The organism is Vibrio artabrorum (assembly GCF_024347295.1).
Taxonomy (GTDB): Bacteria; Pseudomonadota; Gammaproteobacteria; order Enterobacterales; family Vibrionaceae; genus Vibrio; species Vibrio artabrorum.
The window spans coordinates 765,600-789,729 of the sequence record NZ_AP025458.1 but is presented as its reverse complement, the minus strand read 5'-3'; the positions used below and the strand labels follow the sequence as shown (position 1 = coordinate 789,729).

The following is a 24,130-nucleotide window of genomic DNA, read 5'->3' as shown; positions in this document are numbered from 1 at the left end:
GATGTCTACTTTAACGTCTCCAAAAAAAAACATCTTGGCTGATACACTGCCAATCAAAAAAATAGTCTCTATTGTTGGCCTTGCTATTTTCATCAATGGTTGTTCTTCAAATAAGCCCAGCGGTCGCTATGATATCGACGCTGATATTGCGCCCGATTCTCCTATTTCAGTGGAGCACATAGAGGATGCTCACCCTCAATATGAACCATACAGTTTAGGGGGGAATAGTGATTACACTCTGCGGGGTAAAGACTATAAAATAGTCAAAAAAGCGGAAGGGTTTAAAGAGCGAGGCAAAGCATCCTGGTACGGTAAAAAATTTCATGGCCACTTAACCTCAAATGGCGAGATCTACGACATGTATTCCATGTCGGCAGCACACAAAACATTGCCTATTCCAAGCTATGTAAAAGTAACCAACACCGATAACAACAAAACGACAATTGTTCGTATCAATGACCGCGGCCCATTTCATGAAGGGCGAATCATTGATCTTAGTTATGCGGCAGCTTACAAACTCGATGTATTGAGAACAGGCACTGCAAATGTCGAGATTGAGGTCATCACTGTTGCGATGCCAAACGACGTAAATAAAAAGGCCACTTTACCGCAATTTATTATTCAGGTCGCCACGTCTTCTTATAAAGATAGAACAGAGAAGTTAGCCAAAGATCTCGGTGAAAAACTAGCAGTAGCCACCTTCTTGCAGTCAAATGACGACAACTACCGATTAATGCTTGGGCCATTTCATGACTATGCTCTGACTCAAGAGAAGTTAAAACAAGTTAAGTTAATGGGTTACCCGTCAGCTTATATAAAAAAACAGACGCTAAATCGCTAATTAACTTAAAAGTTACTTCTGGTAATCAACGCTCTGGTGTGACAGAGTGATTCTGTTAATATACCAATAGTTCACCAAATAATTGCATTCAAAATGAAAAAATCTAATAAACTTGTTAAATCGATTTTTGCTACTTCTGTTGCACTTTCAGCAACGATAGCGACATCGTCATTCGCCGCTCCAATTGTTGTACCTGATGCACCACAAATCGCCGCTAAGGGTTTTGTTTTGATGGATTACCATTCGGGTAAAGTACTAGCAGAGAAAGAGATGAACACTCAACTTTCTCCAGCAAGTTTAACCAAGATGATGACAAGCTACGTCATTGGCCAAGAGCTAAAACGTGGCAACATCACCTCAGACGACGATGTAGTGATCAGTGAAAACGCTTGGGCTAAAAATTTCCCAGACTCATCTAAGATGTTCATCGAAGTTGGTACAACGGTTAAAGTTAAAGAGTTGAACCAAGGCATTATCATCCAATCAGGTAACGACGCCTGTGTGGCGATGGCTGAGCATATTGCAGGCTCTGAAGATGCGTTCGTTGACCTAATGAACGCTTGGGCAAGCTCTATCGGTATGGACAACACGCACTTTGCAAATGTTCATGGTCTAGATAACCCAAACCTACGCTCAACGCCTTATGATATGGCGCTACTGGGTCAAGCCCTAATTCGTGACGTCCCTGACGAGTATCGAATCTATTCACAGAAAAAATTCACTTACAACGGTATTACCCAATACAACCGAAATGGTTTGTTGTGGGATAAAAGCATGAACGTGGATGGCATTAAGACAGGCCATACCAGCCATGCTGGATTTAACCTAGTAAGCTCAGCAACAGAAGGTAAAATGCGCCTAGTTGCTGTGGTGATGGGCACGAAAAGTGCTAACGCTCGTAAAACAGAAAGCAAGAAGCTACTGAGCTATGGTTTCCGTTTCTTCGAAACAGTTGCACCACATAAAGCGGGTGAAACTTTCGTTGATGAGAAAATTTGGATGGGTAGCCAAGACACGGTTGCTTTAGGTGTGGATGAAGATACGTTCGTGACTCTACCTCGTGGCCAAGCCAAGAACCTAAAAGCAAGCTTCGTTCTTGATAAAGAGCTAGAAGCACCAATCAGTAAGGGCGATGTTGTCGGTAAGCTGTTCTACCAAGTAGATGGTGAAGACGTTGCAGAATACCCACTGCTCGCACTTGAAGATGTAGACCAAGGTAGCCTATTTAGCCGCCTATGGGACTACCTAGTACTGCTGTTCAAAGGTTTATTCTAAATAAGTCAAAAGTTTGTTCTAAGCAATAGACTCGCTTATTGCAAAACTAACTGGATGAGTAAGCTCATAATTTACTCTTCAGTTAAACAAAAGCCGCCATGTGCGGCTTTTGTTGATCTTGAGTTCGGTGATATTTACACGTAATATTCCGCCTTATTACTCGTGTCTGTTGACCGAACACGCTTTTTATCGACATTTCGCCAATTTGCGAGAGTCTAGCCTTTTGGAGCTAATCATGAACATCAATTCTGATGCAAAACTAAAAGACCTCTTAGAGTTCCCTTGTTCATTCACTTACAAAGTAATGGGCTACGCTAAACCAGAGCTGACTGAGTTAGTACTAGAAGTGATCCAGCGTCATGCTCCTGGTGACTACAGCCCAACGCTAAAACCGAGTGCAAAAGGCAACTACCACTCAGTTTCTATCAATATTACTGCGACATCAATTGAGCAAGTCGAAACGCTGTATAAAGAACTCGGTGAGATCGAAATCGTTCGTATGGTACTGTAATCTCCGATGACACATGAAAAACAGCGGCTTATTGCCGCTGTTTTTGTTTAAAGCCCCCTATTGACGTCAAATTCATTCAACTGAATTTTCAATAAATACAAAGAAAGTTGAAAAACCTTGCAGTCCGTCTGTAGTTAGAAACCAGTTTCGCGTTTATAATGCGTTCACTTTATTAATCCTTGAGGGAGTGCAATTTTGCAAAATAAGCTAATCGTAAAAAAATTAGGCCGTCAGGATTACGAACCAGTATGGAAAGCCATGCATAGGTTCACAGACGAACGCACGGATGAAGATGTAGACCAAGTTTGGTTGGTTGAACACAACCCTGTCTTTACTCAAGGACAAGCAGGCAAAGCTGAGCACATACTCAACGCCGGTGATATCCCTGTCATTCAAAGCGATCGCGGTGGCCAAGTGACTTACCATGGCCCTGGCCAATTAGTGGCTTACTTTCTGATTAACATCCGCCGCAAAAAATTCGGAGTGCGTGATTTAGTGACTCATATTGAGAATCTCGTAATCAATACTCTGAACGCTTACAATATAGATTCTACAGCCCGACCTGACGCTCCGGGTGTGTATGTCGATGGCAAGAAAATCTGTTCACTCGGATTACGTATTCGACGTGGCTGCTCGTTCCATGGGCTAGCACTCAACGTCGATATGGACCTGTCTCCATTCCTACGTATTAACCCATGTGGTTATCAAGGTATGGAAATGGCACAGGTAAGCCAACTCGGCGGACCAAGTGAACTAGAAAACGTTGAGCAACAGTTAATACAAGAGCTCGTAGAGCTACTCGGCTATGACCAAGTAGACATTCAAGCCACCAGTAACATTACAGCAGAAGCATAAAATCATGAGCAAACCAATCCAAATGGAAAAAGGCGTTAAATATCGTGACGCTGACAAAATGGCATTAATTCCCGTAAAGAATATGCCTGCTGAACAGAAAGAAGTACTACGTAAGCCGGAATGGATGAAGATTAAACTTCCTTCAGACAGCCATCGTATCCAAGAAATCAAATCAGCAATGCGCAAAAATAACCTGCACTCCGTATGTGAAGAAGCGTCTTGTCCTAACCTAGCCGAGTGTTTCAACCACGGTACGGCAACGTTTATGATTCTTGGCGCTATCTGTACTCGTCGCTGCCCGTTCTGTGATGTCGCTCATGGTCGCCCTGTTGCTCCTGAAGCCGAAGAGCCGAAGAAACTGGCTAAGACAATTCAAGACATGAAACTGAAGTACGTCGTCATCACTTCCGTTGATCGTGATGACTTACGTGATGGTGGTGCGCAACATTTCGCTGACTGTAATCGTGAGATTCGCGAACTAAACCCAAATATTCGCATCGAAACATTAGTGCCAGACTTCCGTGGTCGTATGGACGTGGCTCTTGAACTACTGAAAGACAACCCACCCGATGTTTTCAACCACAACCTAGAGACAGCGCCACGTCTATACCGTAAAGCGCGTCCAGGTGCGAACTACAAGTGGTCACTGAATCTACTGAAGAAATTCAAAGAGCAGCATCCTGATATTCCTACAAAATCAGGGGTAATGATGGGGCTTGGTGAGACCAAAGAAGAGATCATCCAAGTACTCAAAGACCTTCGCGAACATGGCGTAACCATGCTGACACTAGGCCAATACCTAGCACCAAGCCGCCACCACTTGCCCGTAGAACGCTATGTACCGCCTTCAGAGTTTGATGAGCTAAAAGAGATAGCATTAGAGCTAGGCTTTACTCACGCAGCGTGTGGGCCGTTTGTACGTTCGTCTTACCACGCAGACCTACAAGCTCAAGGTATGGAAATCAAGTAATCGATATCTAACGCTCATTCTAAATGAAAAAAGGCGCTCTCCCCATTGGTTGAGCGCCTTTTTCATTCATAACAAAACTCAAATTAGATCGTGAATACTTGGTAGTCTTTTAGATTCGGAACGATCTTATGTAACTCTTGCTCTTGCTCTGCCATCTCATCCAGAGAATCACAGAAATCATTCGCTTCCTCTTCGACTTGTTGAGAGTGTTCTTTCATTCGCTCTTGAACTTTTAGCTTTAATTCAGCCATTTTGTCCGCCAGTTCAGAAAAGTTTAGCCCGCCCTCTTGCTTCATCTTTTCTGACATCACATTAAAAGCACTGGCGATAAACTCGCGATTAAAGATCTCCTTAGCCTTTTTAAAATCTTCAGACCAACCACTCGCCATCGAGTCAAAACTATCGGCAGGCAGCACTAACTCGCCACCTTTGTAATAACGGGCTTCGAGTTCAGTCATATACGTTTTCATTGATTCTTTTACGTTATCAAACGATTCTGGGGCATCTAAACCGGCGGCAATCTCATCAATAACGTCATCGGCTAATGCTAGGCTATCGTTAGCCATTTTTTTGGCTCGAGGTAGGTATTCACTCATGGTCTCGCGGTACTTTTCGATAGCGGCTTGTTGGTTAGCGTCAAGCTCAACCTTTTCGCCATGAATATACAAGTCATTATTACCATCAAAAATGGCGGTATCACCATTGACCTGATGAATTTCGACTTTATTGTCATCGATGTGTAATTCATTTTTTAAATCAATTCGACATTGCGCCGCATAAGTAGGCAGACTCACAACAGCGATGGCTGCTGTTAACGATGCGATTAATACACTGTTTTTCATAAATACATTGCTTTTCATAACATTCTCTCATCAATCTGACGAATTACTATACCCTTGGTTCATCGCTCTTTGTCAGAGAAACGTCTAATATCTCAAGATCACTCGACAGATATCACTTCATAGTAAAACTGTTTTTCAGCGACCATAAATTCAACCTCGTCACCAACGCTTTTTCCCATTAGAGCCTGACCAAATGGGGCATTTGCCGTTACGATAACAACGTCATGATGATTCCACACAACAGAAAGTCCTCCGACTCTTGGTCCCATAAAAAAGTGTTTATATTGATCATGTTCGTCAATGACCACGACATAACTGCTCACTGTAACCTTTTCACTATCACGCAGCACTAAGTGACGATAACACTGAATATCCTCTTCACACTCTTGCACTCTCATCGCTTGACCATGTGCAAGATACGACGCTTCTAGTGCCAATGTATCGTACTTATGCTCAGGCACAGTCTCTTCATCGGTCGCCGCATCAATCGCGCGTTGAGTCGCAGATTGTGCGATACGTAATCGGGATTCGAGTTGCTCTAAAATTATTTGGCGAAGCTCAGACTTAATCATACTTTTGGCGTGCTTTTCTATAGGAGCTACAGAATAGAATTAGGTACAATCAGGTGCAAGGCATTTGATCCGTTAAGTGATGCTATCTTAGATAAGCACCCGCTTTAGCACCCAAACGATACTTCATAATTCAGGTAGAGCATAAATGATTGAGCAGAAGCTAAAACAAGTATTCGGATTCGATTCACTACGTCATGGGCAAAAGCAAGTCATTGATAATGTTCTATCGGGGCACTCCACTGCAGCGATATTCCCGACGGGCTCAGGTAAATCGCTTTGCTATCAATTACCCGCCTTAGAGTTACCACACTTAACCTTGGTGATATCGCCCCTGTTGGCATTAATGAAAGACCAACTTAGCTTCTTGCACAGTAAAGGCATCAGTGCTGCCGCCATCGAATCAAGCCAAGATAGACAAACCACTCAACAGGTAATGCAGTCTGTACGTAACGGCGACACCAAGATCCTAATGATTTCCGTTGAACGTTTGAAGAACGAACGCTTTCGTCAGTTTATCTCCCAAGTGCCGATCTCACTGCTTGTGGTCGATGAAGCGCACTGTATTTCAGAGTGGGGACACAACTTCAGACCCGATTACCTGAAGCTTCCTCAGTACCAAAAACAGCTCAATATTCCTCAGGTTCTGCTACTGACAGCCACCGCAACCACCTCGGTTATCCAAGACATGAAGTCAAAGTTTGAAATTGATGAAGAGCGCGTTGTGGTGACGGGTTTCTATCGTCAAAACCTCGACCTGTCGATTCAACCTTGTGAACAAACCAGCAAGCTAGAAACCTTGTGCAATGTGGTTAACCAAGCTTCTCTCGCTCCGACTATTGTTTATGTCACCCTTCAACAAACGGCAGAGATGGTCGCTCAACAACTTCGTAATGCTGGCGTTAATGCTGTGGCTTATCATGCGGGTCTTAAGCCAGAAAATAGAGATGCCATTCAACACCAATTTATGACCGATGATGTCAATTGTATTGTCGCCACGATTGCGTTTGGTATGGGGGTCGACAAATCCAATATTCGTAGAGTTATTCACTTTGACTTACCAAAATCGATAGAGAACTACTCGCAAGAAATTGGGCGAGCAGGTCGAGATGGGCAAGCGTCTGAATGTATTTTACTCGCTAACAAACATGGTTTAAGCACACTCGAGAACTTCGTTTTTGGTGATACGCCAGACAATATATCGATCCAAGCGGTATTAAAAGAGATCTACGAAAATCAAAACATTCGCGCTTCTGGCTCGAATCAATGGGAGATCATGCTTAACCAGCTGTCACGTGAATCCAACATTCGTCAATTACCGCTAAAAACACTACTGGTGTATCTGGAAATTGAAGGCGTGATCGAGCCGAAGTACAGCTACTTCGCAGACTACAAATTTAAGTTCATTCGCCCGAAACAGCAGATCACAGAGCAATTTCAAAGTGAGCGTCGTCAATTTGTCGAAGCGATTTTCCAATGCTCTCCGCAAGCAAGAGTGTGGTGCCAAGTCGATTTTGATGCGCTTTGGACGCACTTCCAAGCCGATCGTCAGCGTGTGATTGCGGCTATCGACTACTTCAATGAACAAGGTTGGATTGAACTGGAGAGCAAGCAGATCACCGATGTCTACGCGATCCACAATACTTCTGAAGATATGATGCAACTGTCAGAGCGCCTTACTGAGTTATTTAAAGCAAAAGAGCACAGTGAGATAAACCGCCTTAACCAAATGCTGAATTTCTTTGAGGCGGATACTTGCCTAAGCTCACGCCTTGCGAGCTATTTTGCCGATGACCAAGCCCCAAAAAACTGTGGTCATTGCTCGGTATGTCGAGGAGAAATTGCGATATTACCTACCGTCGATATTGAACCCGTAGATGATAAAACCGTGCTGGCGTGGATTCATGAATTTGCAGCAAAGAGCCAACCGTTGATTACCGATGAAGCTATTACTCGCTTTTTATGTGGGATAGCCACTCCGCTTTCAACAAAACTAAAAGCCAGCAAAATGGTCGGTTACGGAAAGCTCGAACAGCAGCCATTCAGTGACACTCTAGCATTAGTGAAACGTCTACCAAGATAAGGCTCCCTCTACCAATCAAAACTCATTTGCTCTTTGTTTTTTTGTTCCGTGTCTAACCCCACGCTCAATCCGATGAGACGAATCCCTCGGCCTTTCTGTCGTTTTAATGCCTCTTCCAACAATTCATTGAAAAACACTTTATCTAAAGTGTTTTTTTTATGCTCGACGGTGGTTTGTTTAAAATCATCAAACTTTAATTTCATTCCTTGTTTTATGATCTTTTTCTCTGGGGATGCCTTTTCAAGCCGGCTTAATAAAGATGGGTATAAACGCTCGATAGCACTATGACACTCTTGTTGAGTAAAAATGTCCGTATTGAATGTTTTTTCAACCCCAACAGACTTCCGCACTCTTGATGTTTCTATTTCTCTGTTATCAATCCCGTGACACTTTTCCCATAAAGATTGGCCAAACTTACCAAACTGCTTGAGTAACAAGCTCTGCTCGTACGCTTTTACATCCCTCCCTTTATAAAGGCCTAACTTATTAAGTTTTTCCAGCGTTACTTTCCCAACGCCGGGGATCTTACCTAACGAAAGCTCCTCAACAAAGCTCTCTATTTGATCCGGGGGAATCACACAAATACCATTCGGCTTGTTAATGTCAGAGGCGATTTTCGCGACAAATTTAATCGGAGCAACCCCAGCACTAGCCGTCAACTGTAACTCCGTCTCAATCGTCTTCCTTATATCTTGCGCAATTAAGGTTGCAGACCCATTGAAGTAAGGGGAACCCGTCACATCTAAGTAGGCTTCATCTAACGATAAAGGCTCAATTACATCCGTATAACGCAAAAAAATAGCCTGTATTTGCTTAGACACCGATTTGTATTTTTCCATGTCACCTGGAACAACCGTTAAATTAGGGCATAACTTAAGCGCTTGTCCCGTCGGCATTGCGGAGCGAATTCCAAATTTTCTGGCTTCATAATTACATGTTGAAAGTACCCCTCGACCATATTGAGAGCCGCCGATAGCGAGTGGTATACCTCGTAGAGAGGGATTGTCTCTCGCCTCTACTGCTGCATAATAGCAATCAAGATCTACATGAATGATTTTCGTTGTCATAAACCACCATAACTGTTGTTACATACAGTATAGCGATTAACAAATTGGGGGGAAAGTACCAGTGAATAGCCTACATCCCCCTCACCGAGAACTTATCCAAATCCCAGTAACAGAAAACCGTCATAGCGGCCTAAAATGAAAAAGAGCTCAAACACTAGGTTTTGAGCTCTTTGCATTTTGAGGAGCTCGATAACATCGGCTCAGCATTCGTCAGTTAAGCAATACGGTCTTTATTCCAAGATGCTTCTTTCTGCTGGCGCTCCGCCAGTCTCTCTTCACGGTATGCTTCACGTGCTTCGCGCTTTTTACGCGCATCACAAGGTTCAGGACAGTTGCATACTTTATCGATACCGACCGCTCCTAAACCACCACAGCTCCCTTTCACCACTTTCTTTTGGATAATATAGCCAATGGACATCGCTGCGATGACAGCAAGAAAAACACCAAATGTAATCAGAAATGTATTCATAATTATCTCGCTTACCTTATTTACCTAAATATGGCTTAAAGGCTTCTGAAGCCATTTCTTTAAAGCCATCGGCTGTTTTTACGATCATGAATGCAGGGATGCCATATTGATTAGCAACTTCCATTCCTTTCTTCTCGCCTAAGACCATAAGACCAGTCGATAAACCGTCCGCTGTCATTGACGACGAATTTAAAACAGTAACAGAAACCACTTTGTGACGAATTGGATTACCGGTTTCTGGATTGATGATGTGCGAATATCGAACACCGTCACGTTCAAAATAGTTACGGTAATCACCAGATGTGGCAATCGCCATATCGCCCGGTTCGATGATTTCTTGAACAGTACGCTTATCTACAGTGGGTTTTTCAATGGCGATACGCCAACCGACACCGTCACGGTTAAGACCTTTTAAGCGAATTTCACCACCAACTTCAACCATATAGTCATGAATTCCAATGGAATCAAGGTAGTCAGCAACCACATCAACTCCCCAACCTTTAGCAATAGTCGAAAGATCAACATACAGATCAGGTAGATCCTTACTCAGCATATTGCCCTTAATGCTTAAGTGCTGAATCCCCACTCTTGCTTTACGAGCGGCAAGCTCTTCTTCTGTTGGAACGATGTCTCGACGTGCTTCAGGGCCAAAGCCCCACAAATTGACCAAAGGGCCCACAGTCACATCCAATGCACCTTGAGTAAGACCGTTCAAACGAATCGCTTCTTTCACGACAGTCGCCATTTGCTCAGACACTTTGAATGCGTCCGAACCTTTGTATTGATTAAAGCGACTTAACTCTGAGTCATCGCGATATGTTGACATCTTATCGTTAACATCTTCAAGTATGCGATCAATCTCGGTATGAATCTCTTTAGATTCAGGTAACTCATCACTATTGATGTACTTAATATTATAACTGGTACCCATCGTTGGGCCACTTAAATGTACTTGCTCTATTGGCTTTTCGCAGCCAGCAAGAAAAATCAAAGAAGTGAATGCAACAAGCCAAATTCTCACTTGCTTACTCCTGTCTAATGTTGAGGGTTTATATAACAAAAAATAAGAGTAAATACGGACATTTTAACGTCTTACTCTTTCTTATATAAGCCATTGTATTGTTAAAGAAAGTCTTAGAAAAACAAATGGCTGACTCGTAAGAGTCAGCCATAATATCAATCACTTAAATGGATCAACCACCAAAGTCATCTAATAGGATGTTTTCATCTTCTACACCAAGATCTTTCAGCATGCCGATAACAGCTGCGTTCATCATCGGTGGACCACACATGTAGTACTCACAATCTTCAGGAGCTTCGTGATCCTTCAGATAGTTTTCGTACAGTACGTTGTGGATGAAACCAGTGTAACCGTCCCAGTTGTCCTCTGGTTGAGGATCAGACAGTGCACAGTGCCACACGAAGTTTTCGTTTGCAGCCGCTAGGCCATCGAAATCTTCAATGTAGAACATCTCACGCTTAGAACGTGCGCCATACCAGTAAGACATCTTACGAGTAGACTTAAGACGCTTAAGTTGGTCGAAGATATGAGAACGCATAGGCGCCATACCTGCACCACCACCGATGAATACCATTTCATTGTCTGTGTCTTTAGCAAAGAACTCACCAAATGGACCAGAAATAGTACACTTGTCACCAGGCTTAAGAGACCAGATGTATGAAGACATCACACCTGGAGCTACGTCTGGGTTGTTTGGCGGCGGAGTCGCGATACGAACGTTCAACTTGATGATGCCTTTCTCTTCTGGGTATGAAGCCATTGAGTAAGCACGGATTGAATGTTCTTTAACGATAGACTCGTAACGGAATAGGTTGAACTTATCCCAGTCACCACGGTATTCCTCAGGAATATCGTAATCTGCGTATTTCACGTGATGTGGTTCAGCTTCAATCTGAATGTAACCACCCGCGCGGAAAGGTACTTCTTCACCTTCAGGGATCGCTAGAGCCAATTCTTTGATGAAAGTCGCTTCGTTGTTATTCGAGATAACAGTACATTCCCACTTTTTAACACCAAAGATATCTTCGTCTAGTTCAATCTCCATGTCCGTTTTCATCGCAACTTGACATGCAAGACGTTCGCCTTCGCGAGCTTCGCCTTTTGTGATGTGATCAAGTTCAGTCGGCAGGATGTCGCCACCACCAGACTTAACTTTCACACGACACTGACCACAAGAGCCACCGCCACCACAAGCAGACGATACGAAGATACCAGCGCCAGCAAGGGCACCAAGTAGCTTGCTACCAGGTTGAGTAACGATCGCCTTTTCAGGGTCGCCGTTTACTGAAATAGTGATGTCACCTGATGGTACTAGCTTAGACTTAGCGAACAGAATCACTAGTACTAAAGCCAATACAATAATGGTAAACATCGCTACGCCAAGAATAATGCTTTGCATTTGTTATTCCTTATTACTGGGTGCTTACCCTACAGTTGAACACCAGAGAAAGACATAAAGCCTAACGCCATCAGACCAACAGTAATGAACGTGATACCAAGGCCACGTAGACCTGGAGGTACGTCAGAGTACTTCATCTTCTCACGGATACCCGCAAGAGCAACGATAGCTAACATCCAACCGACACCAGAACCGAAGCCGTAAACAACGGATTCAGCAAAGTTGTAATCACGCGTTACCATGAAAGATACACCACCAAAGATTGCACAGTTAACTGTGATCAGTGGCAGGAAGATACCCAGTGCGTTGTACAAAGGTGGGAAGAAACGGTCTAGAACCATCTCTAGGATTTGTACAAGTGCTGCGATAACACCGATGAATGCGATGAAGTTAAGGAAACTTAAATCGACACCTTCAACAAGCGCGTTTTCTTTCAGGATGTGTGTGTAAACAAGGTTGTTTACAGGCACAGCGATGGTAAGTACGACAACGACCGCAACACCAAGACCAAAAGAAGTTTTAACTTTCTTAGATACCGCTAGGAATGTACACATACCTAGGAAGAAAGAAAGCGCCATGTTTTCGATGAAAATCGATTTAACCAGCAGACTAATATAATGTTCCATGACTACCTTACCCCTTCGCTTCTACTTGTTCTGGTTTGAACACACGAATTGCCCAAATCATGAAACCAATTAGGAAGAACGCAGAAGGTGCTAGAAGCATCAAGCCGTTTGGCTGATACCAACCACCGTTGCTCACTAGAGGTAATACTTCCATACCAAATAGTTTGCCAGAGCCTAGAAGCTCACGGAAGAAACCAACAGTGATCAGAACGAAACCATAACCAAGGCCGTTACCAATACCATCAATAAAAGATGGGATTGGTGCAGACTTCATGGCGAATGCTTCCGCGCGTCCCATAACAATACAGTTAGTAATGATTAGGCCTACGAATACAGATAACTGCTTAGAGATATCGTATAGGTATGCTTTAAGCACTTGGTCTACCACGATTACTAATGATGCGATAATTGCCATCTGAACGATGATACGCACACTGTTAGGAATGTGATTACGGATCAAAGAAACGAAGAAGTTCGACAAGGCAGTAACGAACATTACCGCGATAGTCATAACAAAAGCTGTTTCTAATTTAGTGGTTACCGCCAGAGCAGAACACACACCAAGAACCTGTAACGCGATTGGGTTGTTGTCCAACACAGGCGCTAAGATGCTCTTTTTAATTTCTTTTGCACTAGACATTAGTTCAGACCTCCGTCACGAACTTTTGCTAGGAACGGACCAAAGCCCATATCACCTAACCAGAAGTCAAATGTATGTTGAACGCCAACGCTGGTCAATGTTGCACCTGAAAGGCCATCAACACCGTGCTCAGAACCTTGAGGAGCGCCACCTTTAACTATCTTAATAGCGGGTTTGTGGTTTTCATCAAACAGTTTCTTACCAACGAATTGAGCACGCCAAGTTGGGTTTTCAACTTCACCACCAAGCCCAGGAGTTTCACCTTGCTCGTAGTAAGTGATACCAGCAACTGTGTTGCCATCAGTTTCTACCGCAACGAATGCGTACATCATTGACCAAAGACCGTTACCATGGATAGGGATGATAACTTTAGACGTCTCAGCACCATCTTTCACTAGGTATACCGTACCCGTATTAGCACGGCGAATGATCTTAGCAACGTCATCTCCAGCTGAAAGCTTGATTGACTGAGCTGGATCTTTTGCCGCTTTACGTTGGTCGTATGCAGCAGCATCACCATCAATGAAATCACCCGTCGCAAGATCAACTAAACGTGGTTCGATGTTCTCTGCGTACAACGCTGGAATATCACCATCAAGTTCGATACCCGCAACTTCAAGGATCTTAGTTTGCTGATCCAGAACTGCGTTAGCTTGTTGCTTAGGTTTAAGAACAACTGCAGCTGTTGAAACGATAATTGAGCACACTAAGCTCAATGCGATAACAACAAACAGCGTCTTTTTAATGCTATCGTTATTGCTTGCCATAGCGCGCTAGTCTCCGCTTAATGTTCTTCTCGATTACAACGTGGTCAAACAGAGGAGCAAATAGGTTTGCGAATAGAATCGCAAGCATCATGCCTTCTGGATATGCCGGGTTAACGACACGAATCATTACACACATTGCGCCGATGAGGATGCCGTACCACCACTTACCTTTATTGGTAAATGAAGCCGATACTGGGTCAGTCGCCATGAAGAACATACCGAATGCGAAGCCACCTAAAACTAGGTGCCAATGCCAAGGCATGCTAAACATTGCGTTCGTGTCAGAACCAATCACGTTAAATAGTGTTGATACTGCAATCATACCGACCATAACACCCGCAATGATGCGCCATGAAGCAATGCCCATGTAAACGATCATTGCTGCACCAATCATAAGTGCAAGCGTTGAAACTTCACCGATAGAACCAGGAATGTTACCAACGAATGCATCCATCCAAGTGATTGCTTCACCCGATGTTACGTTCATTAGTGCACTACCACCGCCTTGAGCCCATTGGCTAAGAGCCGTTGCACCAGAAAAACCGTCAGCAGCAGTCCAAACTACGTCACCTGAAATCTGTGCAGGGTATGCAAAGAATAGGAACGCACGACCGGCAAGCGCAGGGTTCAAGAAGTTACGACCCGTGCCACCAAAGATCTCTTTGGCAACAACAACACCGAAAGTAATACCCAGAGCCGCTTGCCAAAGAGGAAGCGTTGGCGGAACAATAAGCGCAAATAAGATAGAAGTAACAAAGAAACCTTCGTTGACTTCATGCTTACGCACCATACAAAACAGTACTTCCCAGAAACCACCAACGAGAAATACCGTTGCATAGATAGGTAGGAAGTAAGTCGCACCCAAGAGCATCTTACTGCCCCAACCTGCATCGGAACCTAAGGTGGCTCCTAGCATTTCGGTGAACCAGTAGTGCCAGTTACCATCAATGATAGAAACCAGTTCAGCACCGGAATACATGTGGTTTAGTGCGGCGATAGCTTGTCCGCCTGCGTTGTACATACCCCAGAACATTGCTGGGAATACCGCAAGCCAAACCATGATCATGATGCGTTTTAAGTCGACGCTATCACGGACATGCGAGCTTTTCTTTGTAACAGTACCTGGTGTGTAGAAAAGTGTTGCTGCAGCTTCGTAAAGCGCAAACCACGTTTCATGCTTACCACCGGGTTCAAAATGATGCTCGATGTCTTCAATAAACTTTTTAAGGCCCATGAAAATTACCCTTCCTTCACAATTGTATCTAGGCATTCACGAAGTAGCTGACCGTACTCGTACTTACCTGGACATACAAAGGTACACAGTGCTAAATCTTCTTCATCTAGCTCTAGTGCACCAAGTGCTTGCGCACTATCAACGTCACCAGCGCATAGATCACGAAGCAGCAAAGTCGGCTCCATATCTAATGGCATGACCTTCTCGTAGTTACCAATTGGAACCATCGCGCGATCACTGCCGTTTGTTGTCGTTGTCATGTTGAACAACTGACCTTTAAACATGTGACCAAGGAATGACCGAGTAACAGAGAACTTGTTCTTGCCCGGCATAGCCCAGCCGAATAGCTCTTTATCACGACCTTCACGAAGAACGGAAACCTGCTGATGGTAACGGCCAAGGTAAGCATGGGGACCTGATGCATGAACACCAGCTAACACAGAACCAGAAATAAGACGAACTTCACCTGGCATTAACTCATTGTCCGTTAACTCTTCAAGGCTAGCACCAATTTGAGTACGAACTAGACGTGGGTTATTCACCACTGGACCTGCCAGAGAAACAACACGCTCAGAGTAAATTTCGCCCGTTAGGAAAAGTTTACCGAATGCGATAACGTCTTGATAGTTAATGCTCCACGCTACATTTTGTGCATTTACTGGGTATAGGAAATGCATATGCGTGCCTGCAAGACCTGCAGGGTGTGGGCCATCAAAAACATGTTCTTCAACGTTAGACTGACCTGAACGAGGTAAACTCGTACCTTTTTTACAAACGTACACTTTACCGTTAGTCAGAGTTGAAAGAAGATCTAAACCAGCAACGAAAGCATCAGATTGCTCATTAATGATTAATTCTGGCTCAGCTGCTAACGGATTGGTATCCATAGCAGTAACGAAAATAGCCTGAGTTTCAGAATCAATAGCTGGAACCTTGCTGAACGGACGAGTACGCAAAGCGGTCCATGCGCCAGACTCAACTAACTGAGTTTTAACCGTTTCACGGTCAAGACTGGTTAATTGGTTAGCTTCATAGCTATTGAACGTGATTTGCTCATTGCCTGCGACTTCAATCACGACGGATTGAAGAACACGCTTAGCACCACGGTTCACTTCAATAACTTTACCGCTTGCTGGAGAAGTAAATACAACACCTGGGTTCTTTTTATCTGCAAAAAGAACTTGGCCTTTCTTCACTTCATCACCAACGCGAGCATGCATCGTAGGACGCATACCAACGTACTCTTCGCCAAGCAAGGCGACTTTAGTGATGGACTTACCATCATTAATCACCTGGGATGGAGTTCCTGCGATAGGAAGATCCAAACCCTTCTTTATTGTAATCATACGCACTTGCACTACTTTATCGGGAAAAAGATTCTTTTAATTGCGTAAATTCAGGGCGTTTAAAAATCGCCCTTAGACACGACATTAGAGTGTCGGGTTTTGGTAAATTTGAGATACCAAAATCGCAACATTATCTTAATAAACTCATCACTAGAATCATGAGAGATTTATCAGGTGCGGTATTCTAGCATTTTTTGACAACTTGACGCCATGATCAATAACTTGAATGCGGTCTTTATTTGGCAAGATTTGAAGTATATGGCCTCTCAAATATGTATAAATTTGACGAGCCGCACAGATAAAATAGCTTTTGAATCGTGTTTTAAACAAGAGATTAATACTCTGTCACAAACTCATATTTTATGAGTTATGTTGAAACACTGTTAATAGAAACATCACTTATTGTAGGTATTTATTGCGATTTAATTTGACCATCATTCTCGATGATATAAGAACGGAAAATGTATAACTTTGACAACAAAAAAGGTGGTATATCCACCTTCTCGATATGCGTTCGCTTTATGACTTACTACCACCCATACACATTGGGCTATCTGGCACATTATTTAACTGCTTACTCCATTCATCTTGTGTATAAGTGTGAATGGATAATGCATGAATATGGTTCGCTAGCTCTTCTGAAAGTGCTTTATTTACCGCTCGATGACGAGCAATAAGGCGTAAACCTTCAAACACATCACTGACAACGATCACTTTAAAATGACTCTCAGAACCGGCCGGAACATTGTGCATAAAGCTTTCGTTTACCACGTTCAAATGACTTGGTGAAAACTCACTTTGCAATTTTGTTTCGATAACTTCTTGGATCATTATGATTCCTTAATAACATATTGGCCTTACTATTAACTGAGTATACCCCCTAAAGAGTCAACTGTCTGAGTGTTACATAGCGAACCGCATCGGCTTGGTGGAGTTTTTTCTATCTTGTTCTGTCCGCATTTGAGACAATATATTGGTTAATTCCAATATAAGTATCTCAAGTAATGAAAACCGAACTTACCCTTCACGATAGAACCTTGACCTTACATCGTTTTCCTAAACGTTCAAATGAAACGCTTCAAGCTTGGGATGCGGGCGACGAATACATCATTAGCCATGTAGAAGAGATGAATCTTGAACCAGGCAAACACATTCTGATCATGAACGACAGTTTTGGCGCTCTTTCAACTTGGTTCTCGAAAGATCATGATGTCACCATGATGAGTGATTCGTTTATCTCTCACCGAGGTACACTAAAAAACTTACAGCGCAATCAAAGTAATCGTGTCAATTTCTTGAACACAATGGATAACATCCCACACGGAATTGATCTGGTGATTATGCAACTGCCTAAGACCAATCGTCACCTGATCTGGCAATTGAGCCAATTGCGCCAAGCGTTGCCTGAAGGTTGCCAAGTTATCGGAGTCAATAAAGTCAAAGAAATCCACACTTCAACGCTTAATCTGTTTGAAAAGTATCTCGGTGAAACCAAAACCTCTCTGGCTAAGAAAAAGCACCGCCTTGTATTCTCTTCTCCAAACTGCCAGCCAATTCAAACAGTAGAACCCTTTGTTGAATGGGATGTAGACGGAGAAGATATCCGCCTGAAAAATTTACCCAATGTTTACTCAGGGGAAGCTCTCGATCAAGGTGCTCGCTATATGCTAGATCATATCCCTCAAGATCCCGAACTACGTCATATCATTGATCTTGGGTGTGGCAACGGTGTATTGAGTGTCAAAGCAGGACAATTGAACCCACAAGCTCGTATTACTTGTGTGGATGAAAGCTTTATGGCCGTGGAATCAGCACGCCAAAACGTCAAGGATAACCTTGGTGAAGAAGGCAACTTCCAGTTTATCGCCAACAACTGTTTAGATGGTTTTAAGAAAAACAGCACTTACCTCGTCATGTGTAATCCTCCATTTCATCAGCAACAAGCGATTACCGATCACATTGCGTGGCAAATGTTCTGTGATGCAAAGCATGTTCTCAGTAATGGGGGGAAATTAATCGTTATTGGCAACCGACACCTCGGATACGATGTCAAATTAGCAAGACTATTTGGTGAAGCGAACGTTGAAACGCTTGAACTAAACCAAAAATTTGAGATATTACAAGCAACAAGAGAACCTGCTAATTTTAACAAATAGGCAGTAGACTGTTTTAAAAATTTAAGATACCGAGCTTCTGGTGTGAATTTAGAAAGGATAAAGGAATGAAAAAACTGATTTTGGTGGCCTCTATTATGGCTTTGACTGCATGTTCAGCTCCTAAGCAAGAACAGATCGACGTAATGCCAGAAGCTTCACTAAGCTCAAGTAACCTTGTGCAAGACAAAACCTATACGCTAACCAGTAAAGATGTTCGCGCAGCTCAATATGTCGCGTTAGTTGATAGTGGTCATTCTAATATTCAGCCGATTCACGCTAAAAGAAACATGCGCATTTCACTCGAAAACACTCTCGCAAAACAACTGGAATCTCAAGGTTATCGTGCAAGCGTCAACAGTGAAAACTCCGTTGTTTTAGAGATTCAAGAGGCACTTGTTACTGTTAATCACACCATACTAGAAAACCAAATGGACGGCAAAGTGACACTTCAAGTCACGGCTGAAACCCCGCAAGGTAAGCTAGTAAAAACATTCAAAGGTACGGCAACGCGTACGGGGGCATTGAGCGCATCAAATGATGATATCTCTAAGGTTCTTAATGACGTGATTAACCTAGTTCTGACTGAAATCGCTAACGATGAAGAGCTACAAAATTACATGAAGGAACGTTTCTAATGGGCCGTATTTTATCGTCTATAGCATTAATGCTTGTGAGCCTAAGCGTTTGGGCGGGGCCTAAAGTGAATGTGGAAACAACATTAGGCAACTTCACTATTGAGCTTAACCAAGAGCAAGCTCCGGTTACGACTGAGAACTTCCTAAAATACGTGGCAGACGGCAGCTACGAAGGCACCATCTTCCACCGTGTTATTCCTGGCTTTATGGCACAGGGTGGCGGCTTCGATCAAGAGATGAATCAACAGTCGACTTATGCTCCAATCAAGAATGAAGGCCGCAATGGTCTGAAGAACAACACTGCAACAGTGGCAATGGCTCGTACCAATGCGCCTGATTCTGCAACTCGTCAGTTCTTCATTAACTTGGTTGATAACGATTTTTTAAACGCAAAAGGCAATAACCCAGGTTACGCAGTGTTTGGCACAGTCACTGAGGGCTTTGATGTTGTTCAAAAAATGGCCACCATACCAACCAAGCGCATGGGTCGTATGTCAGATATCCCTGTCGCCCCAATTGTCATCACCAAAGTAACCCTTCTTAAGTAATCTTATTAAACGCCCTTAACTCCTTAAGGGTGTTTTTCTATACAAGGACGCCCTATGTCATCAGGCACTCCCTCTCTTACGTGGATGCAGACTTTTCGTAGTTACCTCGATAAACGCTTACTTTGGGTGTTTATGCTAGGTTGTTCGAGTGGCTTCCCGTGGGTTCTGATCGGATCCAACATGTCTGGTTGGCTAAAAGATGCAGGCTTAACTCGCACAGCTATTGGTTATTTTGGTAGCGTATTCGCGGTCTATGCCATTAACTTTTTATGGGCACCATTAGTAGACCGCGTAAAACTGCCAATCCTGCATGCGATGTTAGGCCAACGACGCAGTTGGATTTTCCTCTGCCAAAGCTTAGTCTTGATCTGTACGCTTTTCATTGCCGGGGTAAACCCAGCTAATGACCTTGTTCTAGCCTCAATGTTGGCATTGGGTATCGCGATTGCATCATCAACTCAAGATATCGCAATCGACGCCTTTCGGATTGACACGTTTCCAAAATCTGACACATCGAAACTCCCTCAAGCCTCAGCTATGGCGGTCATCGGCTGGTGGACAGGTTATTCACTACCTGGCTATCTCGCCTTTGTTAACGCCGATGTTATTGGTTGGAATGGTGTCTATTACGGGATGGCTGGCATTGTTGCGCTTCTAATGCTGTTCACTGTATTGGTTGGGGAACCAAAAACAAAACGAGATCGCTTACAAGCAGAAGCTGAACGTCGTCATAGTAAGATCGTAGGCAACCCTATTCTTGTCTGGCTTACCGTTACCGTTGCAGAACCTTTCCTTGATTTCTTCAAGCGTAATGGATTTAGAGTCGCTTTAACGTTAATCCTTTTCGTATTTTTATTTAAGATAGGTGAAGCCTTCTTGGGAAGAATGTCTATCACCTTTTATAAAGAGGTTGGCTTTTCCAATGAGCAGATCGGTTACTATTCAAAATTAATCGGTTGGGGGCTCACCATGTTATTTACGCTGATGGGCAGTATGGTCAACGTGAAGTTTGGCATTGTTCGAGGGCTCATGATCGGTGGTATAGCGATGTCGGCAAGTAATCTGATGTTTGCTTGGATTGCTCATGTTGGCCCAAATGAACACTTGTTCTTGGCTACTCTGATGGTTGATAACTTTACGTCTGCCTTCTCTACGGTCGCGTTCGTCTCTTTTCTTACAATGGTGACAGGCCAAGCATTCTCTGCCACCCAATACGCACTGCTTGCATCACTGGGAAACTTAGGCCGAACGACATTAGCCTCTTTGAGCGGAGAGCTTGTCGATTATCTCAATGATTGGTCAACCTTCTTTATACTGACTTCATTGATGGTCATTCCAAGCTTGATCATGCTCTATTCGTTACGCCATTTTTTCACGGATTTACTCGAAAAAGCCAAACACAATCAAGAGTAATAGTAAGATCAAGGATAATAGTAAAAGGGCAGTACTGAGCTGCCCTCTTTTACTTTCTATCTTAAGAGACATCAGAGCTAATCTGTCGTTTCACTCACAATGAGGTCAAACCCAGTTCCCATCGAATCGTCAATCGCCACCACTTGATAAACAACACCATCAGCCAAGGTAGCAGGGGCAGAATCAATGGCTACAACCGATGGTTGGCCTGCCACCGTTATCGTCACGTAGTAAGACCCTGCAGCAACATAAATACCATTCGCGTAATCTTTAAATTTCACATCACTCAGCGCAGGCGTGCTACCAGAGATACCCACGTTTTCAGTCAAGTAAATATCAACCGACGCTGCAATTGGATTAGCCGCAGCATGAGTAATGTTCAACACAGCACTGGTAGCAACAGGTCGTCGATTCTCAGGAACGACCAATGTTTCCAAATTCAGTGGGCTTACTGTCCCTACCGCATAAATACTGTAATCCATACCAGCAAACACGGCTAAACCATCGACATCGATCAATGTTGGATTTGTCGTTGCCGTTTCGTATATATCAATATCGTAACTACCTACAGCCAAGTCTAAAAAGCCACGAACCTGTTTAAACATCAGAGCATCAAGAGGAGCAAACTGAGCTGAGTTAACAAACACATCGACAGCCGGTGCGCCATCAACTAAATGCCCGACTCTTACTTCCGCCGTTTCTGCCTTATCGTAGATTAAAGATGAACCTTGACCATCCATCACCATCAATTTGACTGGAGATGCACTGTTGGAGTCCGCTCTTGGTACCGCCGCAATGGTTAGCTCACTACCGCCAGACAGAGTGATTTCTCCAGAGTCAAAAGCAATGGCACTGCCACTCACGGTTTCTAATCTCACTCGATATTGCCCTGCAGGAATATTGAGCACGTCGGTAAAGTCCTTATAGCCTAGAGTACCAAGTGGGGTGCCCAATGGATCATTCGGTGCCGTTACATATAAGTTCACGTCTCCAACCCCTGTTGCCGCGTGGACAATTTGCACATCAGAACTGGAACGGGTTGCTGTTCCCGCTGCAGGGCGTGTCACCACTAGTGCCTCCACAGGGTTGTTAGAACCATCAGCATCGCCGACCACCATGACGGTGTAATCTAAATCACCAGTCAAATCGAATTGGCTTTGAGGTATCACAGTCGCGACGCCCTCACCTTGGAGTTGCACGTCGACTTGCAGAGTGGTTTGGCCCTGATCGACCGAAGCGTATCCGGATGCTTGAGCATAATCGACACCGCTCCAGCGAGCTTGGCTGTTTACCACAATATTAGCTCGAGGAGCATCTGGCGATGCGTGCACAGCTTGAAGTTGTGTTGTTGGATCATCATCACACCCAGCAATGAACAGGGCTGACATTGCCACAACGAATATCGGTGAATATTTCATTGGTCTTCTCTCCAAAAAAATTAGACCAGCTCATACACAGAAGATAGATCCAGTAACCCATCTATAACAACCGCCTCAAAACATAGTGCAGTGAACTGTCTGTAATTTTTCGTGATTCAAAAAATAGCTAGGTTAAAACTCCTAGTCAGTCATCAAATGATTTGTCCATCCATTGATTCAGACTTCACTACGAAGTGGATTACAAATGGATCAAAAACTGGATAGAAAAGTGAAGTAAATAAGCCATTTTTTGCAATAAAACGCTTGGGAAGAAATACTGTTGATTTTGCTACATATGTCACGACATTTAGTGAAATCGTTTGCGTAGATCGATAATTCAGCTATTTAACTATAAATTATTCTGATTTCACAAAATCAATAAAATTCGTGGTGCATCAGTATGCAGTGCCACGTAATAGTTCCGTTTTTTAGGTTATTAGTGTGATCACACTCACCTTAATAATTGTATTTTTCACTCTGTCTCACTTTTATTTGAGAACAAAATCGCTATTATGCTCGGCATTCGGACATATACAACACGCACAAATTAGCGGGTTACTTATTTCAAACATAGAGAGTTCCATTATGCGTAAATCACTTTTAACTCTTGGCCTACTTGCAGCGGCATCGACTCCAGTAATGGCAGCAGATTATTCTGACGGCGACATCCATAAGAACGACTACAAATGGATGCAGTTCAACCTTATGGGTGCTATCGACGAGCTTCCTGGTGAATCAACTCATGATTACCTAGAGATGGAATTTGGTGGTCGCTCTGGGATCTTTGATCTTTACGGTTACGTTGACGTATTCAACCTAACGTCAGACAAAGGCAGCGATAAAGTTGGCTCTCCTAAGATTTTCATGAAATTTGCGCCACGCATGTCGATTGATGGTCTAACTGGTAAAGATTTATCTTTCGGCCCAGTACAAGAACTATACGTTGCTTCGTTAATGGAGTGGGATGGTACAGATTACAAAACTAACCCATTCTCTGTGAACAACCAGAAAATTGGTCTTGGTTCTGACGTGATGGTTCCATGGTTTGGTAAAGTTGGCGTAAACCTTTACGGTACTTACGATGGCAACCGTAAAGACTGGAACGGTTACCAAATCTCTGCAAACTGGTTCAAACCATTCTACTTCTTCGAAAATGGTTCATTCATCTCTTACCAAGGTTACATCGACTACCAATTTGGTATGAAAGACGAATACGTTACAGCGAGTAACGGTGGTGCGATGTTTAACGGTATCTACTGGCACTCAGATCGTTTCGCAGTCGGTTACGGTCTTAAAGCCTACAAAGACGTATATGGCATCAAAGATAGCGACGCTCTGAAATCTTCTGGTTTCGGTCACTACGTAGCTGTCACTTACAAGTTCTAATCGAACTTCTAAGAAAGTTTCCTAAATGGCACCCTCGGGTGCCATTTTTTATTGCTTTC

The 24,130-nt window shown here is 43.5% G+C and carries 24 protein-coding genes; 11 read left to right on the top strand and 13 right to left on the bottom strand.

All coding sequences use genetic code 11. The annotated features are described in order from the left end of the window. Nucleotide 1 precedes the first annotated feature (1 nt). The 5 genes from OCU36_RS03600 (at nt 2) to lipA (ending at nt 4,452) form a co-directional block, all read left to right on the top strand. Nucleotides 2–841 (top strand): septal ring lytic transglycosylase RlpA family protein, encoded by an 840-nt coding sequence (locus OCU36_RS03600; RefSeq protein ID WP_261839077.1) that lies wholly within the window; start codon nt 2–4, stop codon nt 839–841. 93 nt (nt 842–934) lie between these two features. After that, nucleotides 935–2,116, top strand: a complete 1,182-nt coding sequence (locus tag OCU36_RS03595; protein ID WP_261839076.1) for a serine hydrolase — start codon at nt 935–937, stop codon at nt 2,114–2,116. Nucleotides 2,117–2,348: 232 nt separating this feature from the next. Continuing rightward, entirely contained in the window at nt 2,349–2,627 is a 279-nt protein-coding gene (gene ybeD, locus OCU36_RS03590; RefSeq protein ID WP_029223108.1) for a DUF493 family protein YbeD, read from the top strand. Nucleotides 2,628–2,822: 195 nt separating this feature from the next. Next, nucleotides 2,823–3,482, top strand: a complete 660-nt coding sequence (lipB, locus tag OCU36_RS03585; RefSeq protein WP_261839075.1) for a lipoyl(octanoyl) transferase LipB — start codon at nt 2,823–2,825, stop codon at nt 3,480–3,482. Nucleotides 3,483–3,486: 4 nt separating this feature from the next. Next, a complete protein-coding gene (gene lipA / locus OCU36_RS03580) occupies nt 3,487–4,452 on the top strand; it encodes a lipoyl synthase (protein WP_261839074.1) in 966 nt (321 codons plus the stop codon). 83 nt (nt 4,453–4,535) lie between these two features. On the opposite strand, the gene OCU36_RS03575 is transcribed toward lipA, so the two are convergent. Together OCU36_RS03575 and OCU36_RS03570 are read right to left on the bottom strand one after the other, a co-directional pair. Beyond that, on the bottom strand, nt 4,536–5,312 hold the full coding sequence (locus tag OCU36_RS03575; RefSeq protein ID WP_261839073.1) for a YggN family protein: 777 nt from the start codon (nt 5,310–5,312) through the stop codon (nt 4,536–4,538). A gap of 80 nt (nt 5,313–5,392) precedes the next feature. Then, a complete protein-coding gene (locus OCU36_RS03570) occupies nt 5,393–5,866 on the bottom strand; it encodes a GreA/GreB family elongation factor (protein ID WP_261839072.1) in 474 nt (157 codons plus the stop codon). 145 nt (nt 5,867–6,011) lie between these two features. On the opposite strand from OCU36_RS03570, the gene OCU36_RS03565 reads away from it, so the two are divergent. After that, nucleotides 6,012–7,946 carry a RecQ family ATP-dependent DNA helicase gene (locus OCU36_RS03565; RefSeq protein ID WP_261839071.1) on the top strand — a complete coding sequence of 645 codons (1,935 nt, stop codon included), beginning with the start codon at nt 6,012–6,014 and terminating at the stop codon, nt 7,944–7,946. Nucleotides 7,947–7,954: 8 nt separating this feature from the next. On the opposite strand, the gene dinB is transcribed toward OCU36_RS03565, so the two are convergent. The 10 genes from dinB to bolA all read right to left on the bottom strand — a co-directional run bounded on the left by dinB (nt 7,955) and on the right by bolA (nt 17,346). Then, complete coding sequence (dinB, locus tag OCU36_RS03560) at nt 7,955–9,013, bottom strand: DNA polymerase IV (protein ID WP_261839070.1); 1,059 nt, start codon at nt 9,011–9,013, stop codon at nt 7,955–7,957. A 214-nt stretch (nt 9,014–9,227) separates the two neighbouring features. Further along, entirely contained in the window at nt 9,228–9,482 is a 255-nt protein-coding gene (nqrM, locus tag OCU36_RS03555; RefSeq protein ID WP_261839069.1) for a (Na+)-NQR maturation NqrM, read from the bottom strand. Between the two features lie 16 nt (nt 9,483–9,498). After that, on the bottom strand, nt 9,499–10,503 hold the full coding sequence (locus tag OCU36_RS03550) for an FAD:protein FMN transferase (protein WP_261839068.1): 1,005 nt from the start codon (nt 10,501–10,503) through the stop codon (nt 9,499–9,501). A gap of 172 nt (nt 10,504–10,675) precedes the next feature. After that, a complete protein-coding gene (gene nqrF / locus OCU36_RS03545; RefSeq protein WP_063522726.1) occupies nt 10,676–11,902 on the bottom strand; it encodes an NADH:ubiquinone reductase (Na(+)-transporting) subunit F in 1,227 nt (408 codons plus the stop codon). 29 nt (nt 11,903–11,931) lie between these two features. Continuing rightward, nucleotides 11,932–12,528, bottom strand: coding sequence for an NADH:ubiquinone reductase (Na(+)-transporting) subunit E (nqrE, locus tag OCU36_RS03540; protein WP_009848375.1), 597 nt, complete (start codon nt 12,526–12,528; stop codon nt 11,932–11,934). A gap of 7 nt (nt 12,529–12,535) precedes the next feature. Continuing rightward, complete coding sequence (locus OCU36_RS03535; protein ID WP_261839067.1) at nt 12,536–13,168, bottom strand: NADH:ubiquinone reductase (Na(+)-transporting) subunit D; 633 nt, start codon at nt 13,166–13,168, stop codon at nt 12,536–12,538. Beyond that, a complete protein-coding gene (locus OCU36_RS03530; protein ID WP_261839066.1) occupies nt 13,168–13,935 on the bottom strand; it encodes a Na(+)-translocating NADH-quinone reductase subunit C in 768 nt (255 codons plus the stop codon). Before OCU36_RS03530 ends, OCU36_RS03535 begins: the two co-directional genes overlap by 1 nt. Beyond that, on the bottom strand, nt 13,922–15,169 hold the full coding sequence (locus OCU36_RS03525) for an NADH:ubiquinone reductase (Na(+)-transporting) subunit B (RefSeq protein WP_261839065.1): 1,248 nt from the start codon (nt 15,167–15,169) through the stop codon (nt 13,922–13,924). Before OCU36_RS03525 ends, OCU36_RS03530 begins: the two co-directional genes overlap by 14 nt. A gap of 5 nt (nt 15,170–15,174) precedes the next feature. Further along, the gene (locus OCU36_RS03520; protein WP_261839064.1) at nt 15,175–16,515 is read right to left on the bottom strand and encodes a Na(+)-translocating NADH-quinone reductase subunit A; all 1,341 of its coding nucleotides are present in this window, start codon (nt 16,513–16,515) and stop codon (nt 15,175–15,177) included. Nucleotides 16,516–17,034: 519 nt separating this feature from the next. Beyond that, on the bottom strand, nt 17,035–17,346 hold the full coding sequence (gene bolA / locus OCU36_RS03515) for a transcriptional regulator BolA (protein WP_261839063.1): 312 nt from the start codon (nt 17,344–17,346) through the stop codon (nt 17,035–17,037). Between the two features lie 173 nt (nt 17,347–17,519). Here bolA and OCU36_RS03510 point away from each other — a divergent pair, with 173 nt between their 5' ends. The 4 genes from OCU36_RS03510 to OCU36_RS03495 all read left to right on the top strand — a co-directional run bounded on the left by OCU36_RS03510 (nt 17,520) and on the right by OCU36_RS03495 (nt 21,267). Next, the gene (locus OCU36_RS03510; RefSeq protein ID WP_261839062.1) at nt 17,520–18,671 is read left to right on the top strand and encodes a methyltransferase; all 1,152 of its coding nucleotides are present in this window, start codon (nt 17,520–17,522) and stop codon (nt 18,669–18,671) included. Between the two features lie 65 nt (nt 18,672–18,736). Then, the gene (locus OCU36_RS03505) at nt 18,737–19,306 is read left to right on the top strand and encodes a YajG family lipoprotein (RefSeq protein ID WP_261839061.1); all 570 of its coding nucleotides are present in this window, start codon (nt 18,737–18,739) and stop codon (nt 19,304–19,306) included. Beyond that, entirely contained in the window at nt 19,306–19,854 is a 549-nt protein-coding gene (locus OCU36_RS03500) for a peptidylprolyl isomerase (RefSeq protein ID WP_261839060.1), read from the top strand. The genes OCU36_RS03505 and OCU36_RS03500 overlap by 1 nt, the downstream gene beginning before the upstream one ends. Nucleotides 19,855–19,908: 54 nt before the next feature. Next, on the top strand, nt 19,909–21,267 hold the full coding sequence (locus OCU36_RS03495; protein ID WP_261839059.1) for an AmpG family muropeptide MFS transporter: 1,359 nt from the start codon (nt 19,909–19,911) through the stop codon (nt 21,265–21,267). 77 nt (nt 21,268–21,344) lie between these two features. Here the strand turns inward: OCU36_RS03495 and OCU36_RS03490 are convergent, their stop codons facing one another. After that, nucleotides 21,345–22,685, bottom strand: coding sequence for a DUF4397 domain-containing protein (locus tag OCU36_RS03490; protein ID WP_261839058.1), 1,341 nt, complete (start codon nt 22,683–22,685; stop codon nt 21,345–21,347). Between the two features lie 585 nt (nt 22,686–23,270). Between OCU36_RS03490 and OCU36_RS03485 the strand changes: the two genes are divergently transcribed. Further along, the gene (locus OCU36_RS03485; protein ID WP_261839057.1) at nt 23,271–24,071 is read left to right on the top strand and encodes a nucleoside-specific channel-forming Tsx family protein; all 801 of its coding nucleotides are present in this window, start codon (nt 23,271–23,273) and stop codon (nt 24,069–24,071) included. Nucleotides 24,072–24,130: the final 59 nt, after the last annotated feature.

Bases quoted from the DNA above. Each gene is read 5' to 3' on its own strand.
- OCU36_RS03600 (WP_261839077.1), top strand. From the start codon at position 2: ATGTCTACTTTAACGTCTCCAAAAAAAAACATCTTGGCTGATACACTG.
- OCU36_RS03595 (WP_261839076.1), top strand. From the start codon at position 935: ATGAAAAAATCTAATAAACTTGTTAAATCGATTTTTGCTACTTCTGTT.
- lipA (WP_261839074.1), top strand. From the start codon at position 3,487: ATGAGCAAACCAATCCAAATGGAAAAAGGCGTTAAATATCGTGACGCT.
- OCU36_RS03575 (WP_261839073.1), bottom strand. From the start codon at position 5,312: ATGAAAAGCAATGTATTTATGAAAAACAGTGTATTAATCGCATCGTTA.
- OCU36_RS03570 (WP_261839072.1), bottom strand. From the start codon at position 5,866: ATGATTAAGTCTGAGCTTCGCCAAATAATTTTAGAGCAACTCGAATCC.
- OCU36_RS03565 (WP_261839071.1), top strand. From the start codon at position 6,012: ATGATTGAGCAGAAGCTAAAACAAGTATTCGGATTCGATTCACTACGT.
- dinB (WP_261839070.1), bottom strand. From the start codon at position 9,013: ATGACAACGAAAATCATTCATGTAGATCTTGATTGCTATTATGCAGCA.
- nqrM (WP_261839069.1), bottom strand. From the start codon at position 9,482: ATGAATACATTTCTGATTACATTTGGTGTTTTTCTTGCTGTCATCGCA.
- nqrF (WP_063522726.1), bottom strand. From the start codon at position 11,902: ATGCAAAGCATTATTCTTGGCGTAGCGATGTTTACCATTATTGTATTG.
- nqrE (WP_009848375.1), bottom strand. From the start codon at position 12,528: ATGGAACATTATATTAGTCTGCTGGTTAAATCGATTTTCATCGAAAAC.
- OCU36_RS03535 (WP_261839067.1), bottom strand. From the start codon at position 13,168: ATGTCTAGTGCAAAAGAAATTAAAAAGAGCATCTTAGCGCCTGTGTTG.
- OCU36_RS03530 (WP_261839066.1), bottom strand. From the start codon at position 13,935: ATGGCAAGCAATAACGATAGCATTAAAAAGACGCTGTTTGTTGTTATC.
- OCU36_RS03525 (WP_261839065.1), bottom strand. From the start codon at position 15,169: ATGGGCCTTAAAAAGTTTATTGAAGACATCGAGCATCATTTTGAACCC.
- OCU36_RS03520 (WP_261839064.1), bottom strand. From the start codon at position 16,515: ATGATTACAATAAAGAAGGGTTTGGATCTTCCTATCGCAGGAACTCCA.
- bolA (WP_261839063.1), bottom strand. From the start codon at position 17,346: ATGATCCAAGAAGTTATCGAAACAAAATTGCAAAGTGAGTTTTCACCA.
- OCU36_RS03510 (WP_261839062.1), top strand. From the start codon at position 17,520: ATGAAAACCGAACTTACCCTTCACGATAGAACCTTGACCTTACATCGT.
- OCU36_RS03505 (WP_261839061.1), top strand. From the start codon at position 18,737: ATGAAAAAACTGATTTTGGTGGCCTCTATTATGGCTTTGACTGCATGT.
- OCU36_RS03500 (WP_261839060.1), top strand. From the start codon at position 19,306: ATGGGCCGTATTTTATCGTCTATAGCATTAATGCTTGTGAGCCTAAGC.
- OCU36_RS03495 (WP_261839059.1), top strand. From the start codon at position 19,909: ATGTCATCAGGCACTCCCTCTCTTACGTGGATGCAGACTTTTCGTAGT.
- OCU36_RS03490 (WP_261839058.1), bottom strand. From the start codon at position 22,685: ATGAAATATTCACCGATATTCGTTGTGGCAATGTCAGCCCTGTTCATT.
- OCU36_RS03485 (WP_261839057.1), top strand. From the start codon at position 23,271: ATGCGTAAATCACTTTTAACTCTTGGCCTACTTGCAGCGGCATCGACT.